General features: G+C 73.2%; 8 protein-coding genes. All 8 read left to right on the top strand.

Features of this window, described 5'->3' with window-relative positions; all coding sequences use genetic code 11:
- A partial coding sequence (locus tag IEZ12_RS38045; protein ID WP_229847360.1) for a Rossmann-like and DUF2520 domain-containing protein occupies positions 1-544 on the top strand: 544 nt, incomplete at its 5' end.
- Positions 544-1449, top strand: a complete 906-nt coding sequence (gene panC, locus IEZ12_RS09305) for a pantoate--beta-alanine ligase (RefSeq protein WP_189271562.1) — start codon at positions 544-546, stop codon at positions 1447-1449. The genes IEZ12_RS38045 and panC, both read left to right, overlap by 1 nt.
- Positions 1450-1496: 47 nt before the next feature.
- Positions 1497-1943 (top strand): aspartate 1-decarboxylase, encoded by a 447-nt coding sequence (panD, locus tag IEZ12_RS09310; protein WP_043914829.1) that lies wholly within the window; start codon positions 1497-1499, stop codon positions 1941-1943.
- A 16-nt stretch (positions 1944-1959) separates the two neighbouring features.
- Entirely contained in the window at positions 1960-3573 is a 1614-nt protein-coding gene (locus IEZ12_RS09315; RefSeq protein WP_043914831.1) for an L-aspartate oxidase, read from the top strand.
- Between the two features lie 205 nt (positions 3574-3778).
- Positions 3779-4756, top strand: a complete 978-nt coding sequence (nadC, locus tag IEZ12_RS09320; protein ID WP_043914834.1) for a carboxylating nicotinate-nucleotide diphosphorylase — start codon at positions 3779-3781, stop codon at positions 4754-4756.
- Between the two features lie 23 nt (positions 4757-4779).
- Positions 4780-5574, top strand: coding sequence for a type III pantothenate kinase (locus tag IEZ12_RS09325; RefSeq protein WP_035863765.1), 795 nt, complete (start codon positions 4780-4782; stop codon positions 5572-5574).
- A 130-nt stretch (positions 5575-5704) separates the two neighbouring features.
- The gene (locus IEZ12_RS09330) at positions 5705-6397 is read left to right on the top strand and encodes a hypothetical protein (RefSeq protein ID WP_052509634.1); all 693 of its coding nucleotides are present in this window, start codon (positions 5705-5707) and stop codon (positions 6395-6397) included.
- A 283-nt stretch (positions 6398-6680) separates the two neighbouring features.
- Positions 6681-8345, top strand: coding sequence for a hypothetical protein (locus tag IEZ12_RS09335; RefSeq protein WP_189271563.1), 1665 nt, complete (start codon positions 6681-6683; stop codon positions 8343-8345).
- Positions 8346-8374 lie beyond the last annotated feature (29 nt).

The following is an 8374-nucleotide window of genomic DNA, read 5'->3' on the forward strand; positions in this document are numbered from 1 at the left end:
CAAGGGCGCGCTGCCGTTGGCGCTGCACCCGGCGATGACGTTCACCGGCACCTCGGTGGACGTGGCCCGGCTGGCCGGCTGCCCGTTCGGGGTGACGGCGCCCGAGGAGCTGCGTCCGGTCGCGGAGGCCCTGGTGGTGGAGATGGGCGGCGAGCCGTCCTGGATCCCCGAGGACGTCCGGCCGCTGTACCACACGGCTCTCGCGCACGGCGCGAACCACCTGGTCACGCTGGTCGCGCAGGCGATGGAGCTGTTGCGCACCGCGGGCGTCGCCGAGCCCGGCCAGATGCTCGGCCCGCTGCTCGGCGCGGCCCTGGACAACGCCCTGCGCTCCGGTGACCTGGCCCTCACCGGCCCGGTCGCCCGGGGCGACGTGGGGACGGTGCGCAAGCACCTCGACCGACTCGCCACCGTGACCCCGGACATCGGCCAGGCCTACCGGGCGATGGCGAAGGCGACCGCGCAACGTGCGGTCGCCAACGGATCGTTGAAGCCGGAACCGGCGGCGGCGCTGCTGGACGTACTGAACGAGGAGAAGCACTGATGGCACGCGACAGGCGCCCGGCGAAGGCCCCGAAGGCCCCGAAGGTCCGCAAGGCGGTGCTGACCCGCACCGTGGAGGAGTTCGAGGCGGCGTTCTGGCCGGACGAGCAGCCGGTGGACAACGCCGTGGTGATGACCATGGGCGCGCTGCACCAGGGCCACGCGGCGCTGGTCCGGGAGGCCCGCCGCCAGGTCGGCAAGGACGGCCGGGTGGCCGTCACGGTGTTCGTGAACCCGCTGCAGTTCGGCGCCGGCGAGGACCTGGACCGCTACCCGCGCTCCCTGGAGGCGGACGTCGCGCTCGCCGAGGAGATGGGCGCGGACGTGGTGTTCGCCCCGTCCGTGGACGAGGTGTACCCGAACGGCGAGCCGCTGGTGCGGCTCTCGGCGGGCCCGATGGGCGAGGGCTTCGAGGGCGCGTCCCGCCCCGGCCACTTCGACGGCATGCTGACCGTGGTCGCCAAGCTGCTGCACATCACCGACCCGGACTTCGCGGTCTTCGGCGAGAAGGACGCCCAGCAGCTGGCGATCATCCGCCGGATGGTCGCGGACCTGGACTTCGACGTGGAGATCGTCGGCGTCCCGACCGTCCGCGAGGAGGACGGCCTGGCGCTGTCCTCCCGCAACCGCTTCCTCTCCGACGACGAGCGCACCCAGGCGCTCGCGCTGTCCCGCGCCCTGTTCGCCGGCCGTGACGCCGGCGCCAAGGGCGCCGAGGCCGTCCGCGAGGCGGCCGCCGCCGTGCTGGACGGCGCGGACGGCATCTCCCTCGACTACCTCGCCCTGATCGATCCGATGTCCTTCACCGAGGCGCCGGACGACTTCCAGGGCGAGGCGGTGCTCGCGCTCGCGGCCAAGGTCGGCTCGACCCGGCTGATCGACAACGTGAGCATCATCGTTCGGTAAGTAGATTCGGCAGTAGCCCCGGCATGCACTCAGAGAGGCGTGACCACATGCTCCGCACCATGCTCAAGTCCAAGATCCACCGTGCCACCGTCACCCAGGCCGACCTGCACTACGTGGGATCGGTGACGGTCGACGAGGACCTGCTCGACGCCGCGGACCTGCTCCCCGGCGAGCTGGTCCACATCGTCGACATCAACAACGGCGCCCGGCTGGAGACGTACACCATCGCCGGCCCGCGCGGCTCCGGCATCATCGGCATCAACGGCGCCGCCGCCCGGCTGGTCCACCCCGGCGACCTGGTGATCCTGATCGCCTACGGGCAGATGGACACCGCCGAGGCCAAGGGCTACCTGCCGAAGGTGGTGTTCGTGGACGAGCACAACCGGATCACCGGCCTGGGCGGCGACCCCGCGGACGCCCCCGAGGGCAGCGGACTGCTGCGCGGCGACGCCGCGTACGGTGGGGCCGACGGCGCGGCCGTCGCCGCGCACTGAAGGAGCAGCTGAAGCCATGTCGCACCGCCTGACCGCCCCCGCCCCCGGCTGGACCACGAGCACCGACGTCGTCGTGGTCGGCTCCGGCGTGGCCGGGCTCACCGTCGCGCTGAACGTCCGCAAGGCCGGCCTGCGGGCCATGGTGGTCACCAAGTCGATGCTCGACGACGGCTCCACCCGCTGGGCCCAGGGCGGCATCGCCGCCGCCCTGGGCGAGGGCGACACCCCCGAGCAGCACCTCCAGGACACCCTGGTCGCCGGGGCCGGGCTGTGCGACGAGGACGCGGTCCGGACGCTGGTCACCGAGGGGCCGGACGCGGTGCGCCGGCTCATCGAGGTGGGCGCCGAGTTCGACCTGGACGAGGACGGCGAGATCGTCCTCACCCGTGAGGGCGGCCACCACCGGCGGCGGATCGCGCACGCCGGCGGCGACGCCACCGGCGCCGAGATCGAACGCGCCCTGGTCGCCGCCGTCGAGGCCGACCCGGGCCTCGAACTCATCGAGCACGCCCTGGTCCTGGACCTGCTCACCGACGCCGGCGGCCACGCCTCCGGCGTCACCCTGCACGTGATGGGCGAGGGCCAGCGGGACGGCGTCGGCGCGATCCTGGCCCGTGCCGTGGTGCTGGCGTCCGGCGGCATGGGCCAGGTGTTCTCCGCCACCACCAACCCGGCGGTCTCCACCGGCGACGGCGTCGGGCTCGCCCTGCGGGCCGGCGCCGAGGTCACCGACCTGGAGTTCGTGCAGTTCCACCCCACCGTGCTGTTCCTCGGCGCGGACGCGCAGGGCCAGCAGCCGTTGGTCTCCGAGGCCGTCCGCGGCGAGGGCGCGCACCTGGTGGACGCCGACGGCGTGCGCTTCATGCTCGGCCAGCACGAGCTCGCCGAACTCGCCCCGCGCGACATCGTCGCCAAGGCCATCACCCGCCGGATGCTCGCCCAGGACACCGAACACATGTACCTGGACGGTCGGCACTTCGGCGCCCGGATGTGGGAGCACCGCTTCCCGACCATCCTGGCCGCCTGCCGCACCCACGGCATCGACCCGGTCACCGAGCCGATACCGGTCGCCCCCGCCGCGCACTACGCCTCCGGCGGCATCCGCACCGACCTGCACGGCCGCACCACCGTCCCCGGCCTGTACGCCTGCGGCGAGGTGGCCTGCACCGGCGTGCACGGCGCCAACCGCCTCGCCTCCAACTCGCTGCTCGAAGGCCTGGTGTTCGCCGAGCGGATCGCCGCCGACCTGGCCGGGCTCGCCGAGGCCGGCCGGCTCCCCGCCCGCACCGTCAACACGGACGCGGCGCACGCCGCCGCGCCCGTTCCGCTGCTGCCGGCGGAGAGCCGCGGCGCGATCCAGCACCTGATGTCCACCGGCGCGAGCGTGATCCGCTCGGCGGAGTCGCTGTCCGCCACCGCGAAGGGCCTGGCGGCCCTGGCCGACCCGGCCCACCCCGCCCCGCCCTCCGTCGAGACCTGGGAGGCCACCAACCTCCACCAGGTCGCCACCGCCCTCACCGCCGCCGCGGCGCTCCGCGAGGAGACCCGCGGCTGCCACTGGCGCGAGGACTTCCCCGACCGCGACGACACCCACTGGCAGCACCACATCACCCACCCGCTCGGCGACTGACCGGCGTCCCCGCGTTCATCGCGCCCCGCAGGGGCGCGGCGAACTGGGCGAAGCGCCGGTCGACCGACCGAATACCTTTGACCCGACAGCCAGTTGCACCGCCCCGAGGAGCCCAGCCCGGCCGACACCGGATCCGACTCCTCTCCCTCCCGACCTCGCGCAGTTCCCCGCGTCCCTGGTTCACTCCCCTCTTGGAGCCCCCTAGATGTCCCACGACGAACTCCCCCTCCTCACCGCCGAGTCCGCCGAAGGCGGTTGCGGCGACGGCTGCGCGTGCGGTGACGGCGAGGTGTACGAGACCGGGCTGGACCCGGCGCTGGCCGAGCTGCTGGAGGCGGCGGGCCTGGACCCGGTCGAGGTCGAGGACGTGGCGATGATGGCCCTGTCCGAGGACCTGGCCGGCGGCGAGGACGTCACCTCGGTGGCGACCGTCCCCGCCGAGGCCGTCGCAACCGCGGACTTCACGGCCCGCCAGGCGGGCGTCGTCGCGGGTCTGCGGGTCGCCGAGGCGGTCGTCTCGCTGGTCTGCGAGGACGAGTTCGAGGTCGAGCGGCACGTCGAGGACGGCGCCGCGGTCGAGGCCGGCCAGGTGCTGCTCTCGGTGCGCAGCCGCACCCGGGACCTGCTCACCGCCGAGCGTTCGGCGCTCAACCTGCTGTGCCACCTGTCCGGCATCGCCACCGCCACCCGCGCCTGGGCGGACGCCCTGGAGGGCACCGGGGCGGTCGTCCGGGACACCCGCAAGACCACGCCGGGCCTGCGCGCGCTGGAGAAGTTCGCGGTCCGTGCGGGCGGCGGCGCCAACCACCGGATGGCGCTCTCGGACGCGGCGCTGGTGAAGGACAACCACGTGGTGGCCGCCGGCGGCGTCGCCGAGGCGTTCACCGCCGTCCGGGCCGCGTTCCCGGAGCTGCCGATCGAGGTCGAGGTCGACACCATCGAGCAGATCACCCCGGTGCTGGAGGCCGGCGCGGACCTGATCCTGCTGGACAACTTCAGCACCGAGCAGCTGCGCGAGGCGGTCGCCCTGGTCGCGGGCCGGGCCAAGCTGGAGGCTTCCGGCGGTCTGACCCTGGCCACGGCGCGCGAGGTCGCGGAGACTGGTGTCGACTTCCTGGCCGTCGGCGCCCTGACGCACTCCTCGCCGATCCTGGACATCGGCCTGGACCTCCGCAGTTCCTGACCCTTCCAAGCAGAAAGCGCCCCATGCTCCTCACCATCGACGTCGGCAACACCCAGACCACGCTCGGCCTGTTCGACGGCGAGGAGATCGTCGAGCACTGGCGGATCTCCACCGACCCGCGCCGCACCGCCGACGAAATGGCGGTGCTGCTCCAGGGGTTGATGGGCGCCCACCCGATCGTCTCGGCGGACGACCGGGTGGCCGGCCTGGCGATCTGCTCCTCGGTGCCGGCGGTGCTGCACGAGCTGCGCGAGGTGACCCGCCGGTACTACGGGGACGTGCCGGCGGTGATCGTGGAGCCGGGCGTGAAGACCGGCGTGCACGTGCTGATGGACAACCCGAAGGAGGTCGGCGCGGACCGGATCGTCAACGCGCTGGCCGCGAACCACCTGTACGGCGGGCCGTGCATCGTGGTCGACTTCGGCACCGCCACCACCTTCGACGCGATCAACGCGCGCGGCGACTACGTGGGCGGTGCGATCGCCCCGGGCATCGAGATCTCGGTCGACGCCCTGGGCGGCCGCACCGCGATGCTCCGCAAGATCGAGCTGGCCCGCCCGCGCAACGTGATCGGCAAGAACACCGTCGAGGGCATGCAGTCGGGCATCCTGTACGGCTTCGCCGGGCAGGTCGACGGCCTGGTCAACCGGATGGCCAAGGAACTCGCCAAGGACCCGAACGACGTCCAGGTGATCGCCACCGGCGGCCTGGCCCCGCTGGTCCTCGGCGAGGCCGACTCGATCGACGTGCACGAGCCGTGGCTGACCCTGATCGGCCTGCGCCTGATCTTCGAGCGCAACCGGCCGGCCACCGCCTGACGGCGGCTGACGTCCGGTCGGCCGTCGGGCGACCGCCGACCGGACGTCAGATGCACCATCTCATAGGCCAATCGGGACAAACACGTCCTCAATCGCCATAAGTCGGACGTACGCCACGTACTGTCGAGCCATGCCAACGCCACACGGATCGCGCGGCGGCATGGCCTTCAGCGCCGACGAAGTCCGGGTGCTGCGCCGTGTCCTCGCCCAAGCCCTCTATCCGGCCGCGCCCGACCGGCTCCCGATCCCCACCGCCGCGGGCGAACTGTGGGCCGAGGACGTCCAGGACGCGCTTCGGCTCACCGAGGCCATCGACGAGGCGGTCCAGGAGGGCGGGCGGCTGCGCTCCTTCCTGCTGGCCGACCTGGGCCGCTACCGCTCCGCGCTGCCGGGCAGCGCGGGCGGCTACCTGGAGCGGCTGGAGGAGGCCGTCACCGACGGCTACCTGCCCACCGCCGAGGACCTCTCCGCCCTGCGCGCCCTGTCCCGCCAGCCGTGCGGACAGCACGAGCACGCCCGCCGCTCCCGCCTCGCCGGGCGCTGCCACGCACTCGCCGAGGCGGAGGTCCGCGAGCGGCTCTCCCTCGGCTCCGGGCAGCGCCACCTCGCCGCCGTACCGAGCCCCGCGTCCGAACCCCACCCCGCCATCCCAGTTGGAGGACGGTTCCCGATGAGCGACCAGCACCCGCAGTCCCCCGCCGACCGCCCCCGCCCGCGCCGGATGCCCACCCCCGCCGAGCTCTTCGGCCGCCGCACCCGCCCCGCCCCCGAACCCCCCACCGACACCGACCAGCAGGAACTCGCCACCGGCACCGACGGCTGACGCCCCGTCGCCCCCGGCCCCCTCCCCGGAGGGGGCTTTCCCATCGGCGGCCCGACCGCCCCGCCCGCCGACCCTTCCTCTCCGGGACCACCCGGCACGGCAACTGACGCCTCGTCATTCACTTCACCTCCCTGCGGAGGCCCGCTAACGCTCGGGTAACGATCCCGGACCGATACGAACGATCCTGCCCCGAAGTGTCCGATTCGGGCCGGAACAGCGTTCGGATCCGCCCCCTAACGTCGGGCGCGCACATCATGTGCACACGATTCTTTCTGGGGGGAAGATGCACATCTCGCGCTCCCGCTCGCTCGGGCTCGCCTCGGCCCTGGCCGTGCTCGCCCTGGGCAGTGCCGCAGCGATTCCGGCGCACGCCGCCGATGCCACGCTGAAGATCGAGGCCCCGGGCTCCGTCGCCGTGGACCCGTCGTCCACCGCGCCGGACCACGGCAGCGGCTCCACCGCGGTCCAGCTCCACCTGACGCTCAGCGACCACCCTGCGCCCGCCATGGGCCGCGTCACGGTCGACCTCGCCCCGCTGCAGGGCATCGCCTCCGTCATGCCGCAGTCCGGCTGCACGATCGCCGGCCAGGTGCTGACCTGCGACATGCAGACCATGTACGACGGCAAGCTGGACCTGCGCTACTACCTGTACGGCCCCGCCGCCGCCCGCGAGGCCGGCAGCAGCGCCGTGCTGCACACCACCGCGGTGTTCGACGGCCGGACCGCCACCGCGGACACCAAGGTGACCCTCGGCGGCAGCAACCTGACCGTGAAGGAGGTCGACACCAACCGCGGCCTCAAGCCGGGCGACACCTGGACGCCCGACCTCACCGTCACCAACAAGGGCCAACTCCCGGCCTCTCAGCTGCACTTCACCTTCACCGGCGGGATGGACCTGTCCTTCGTCCCGCGCTTCTCCAACTGCGAGTACGGCACCAGCGCCGACGGCGCCGTGGTGATCTGCACCGTCCACTCCGAGGTGGCGGCCGGTGAGACGGTCCACCTGGACCCGATCGGGTTCAAGGTCGACTCCACGGCGTACTACGCGTACGAGGACGTCCGGGTCACCGCCACCGCACCGGCGAAGGACGGCTGGCTCGGCGGCTACACGTTCACCCCCGGCCCGACCGGCGGCCCCAGGCTCACCGTCGGCAAGCCGGAGACCCAGGGCGCGCCGAACGGCGTGATCGACTTCGACCGCAACAACGCGGCCGCGCTCGAAGCGGTCGTCCCGAACACCGCGGACTTCTCGGTGGAGGGCGGATGGGCCCCGGACCAGGGCAGCGGCCTGGGCGAGCTCACCGTCGGCATGGCCGACAACGGCCCCGCGTCCATCTTCTGGCGCTCCGGCTCGTACCCGGCGATCATCCGGGTGACGGTCCCGAAGGCCGTCAAGATCCTCAACGGCTCGCAGCCGGCGTGCCGGCTCAACCAGCAGAACCAGGACCCGGCGGTGACCGTCTGGGACTGCACCACCAACCCGTACATCAGGAGCGGGCAGCACTACTGGTCTTTCTTCACCCTGGACCTCGACCACAACGCCGGCCTGTCGGCCAAGGTCACCCTCCCGTCCATCGGTGAGGACGGCCAGGACAGCGGCATGCCGTGGGACCCGAACAAGAGCAACAACGAGGTGGTCATCCCGCTGGGCACCACGATGAACACCACCCGGCCGACCGTGCCGGGCGGCTCCGCCTCGCCCGGCACGCCCACCCCGAGCTCCTCGGCCTCGGGCTCCCCGGCCGCCACGCCCAGCACCTCGCCGTCCACCGGTGCCACCGCCTCCCCGTCGACGTCCGCGTCGACCTCCGCGGTCGGCGGCAGCCTCGCCTCCACCGGCGCGGACGGCCTGGACACCACGGCGACCGCCGGCGGCGCCGCGATCCTCCTCGGCGGCGGCGTGCTCGCGCTGGCCAACCGTCGCCGCAAGCGCGGCGCGCACGAGTGACCGTCACGGCCTGAGCGGCCGTCAGCACG

This window comes from Kitasatospora griseola (assembly GCF_014648555.1).
In the GTDB taxonomy this organism is placed as follows: domain Bacteria; phylum Actinomycetota; class Actinomycetes; order Streptomycetales; family Streptomycetaceae; genus Kitasatospora; species Kitasatospora griseola.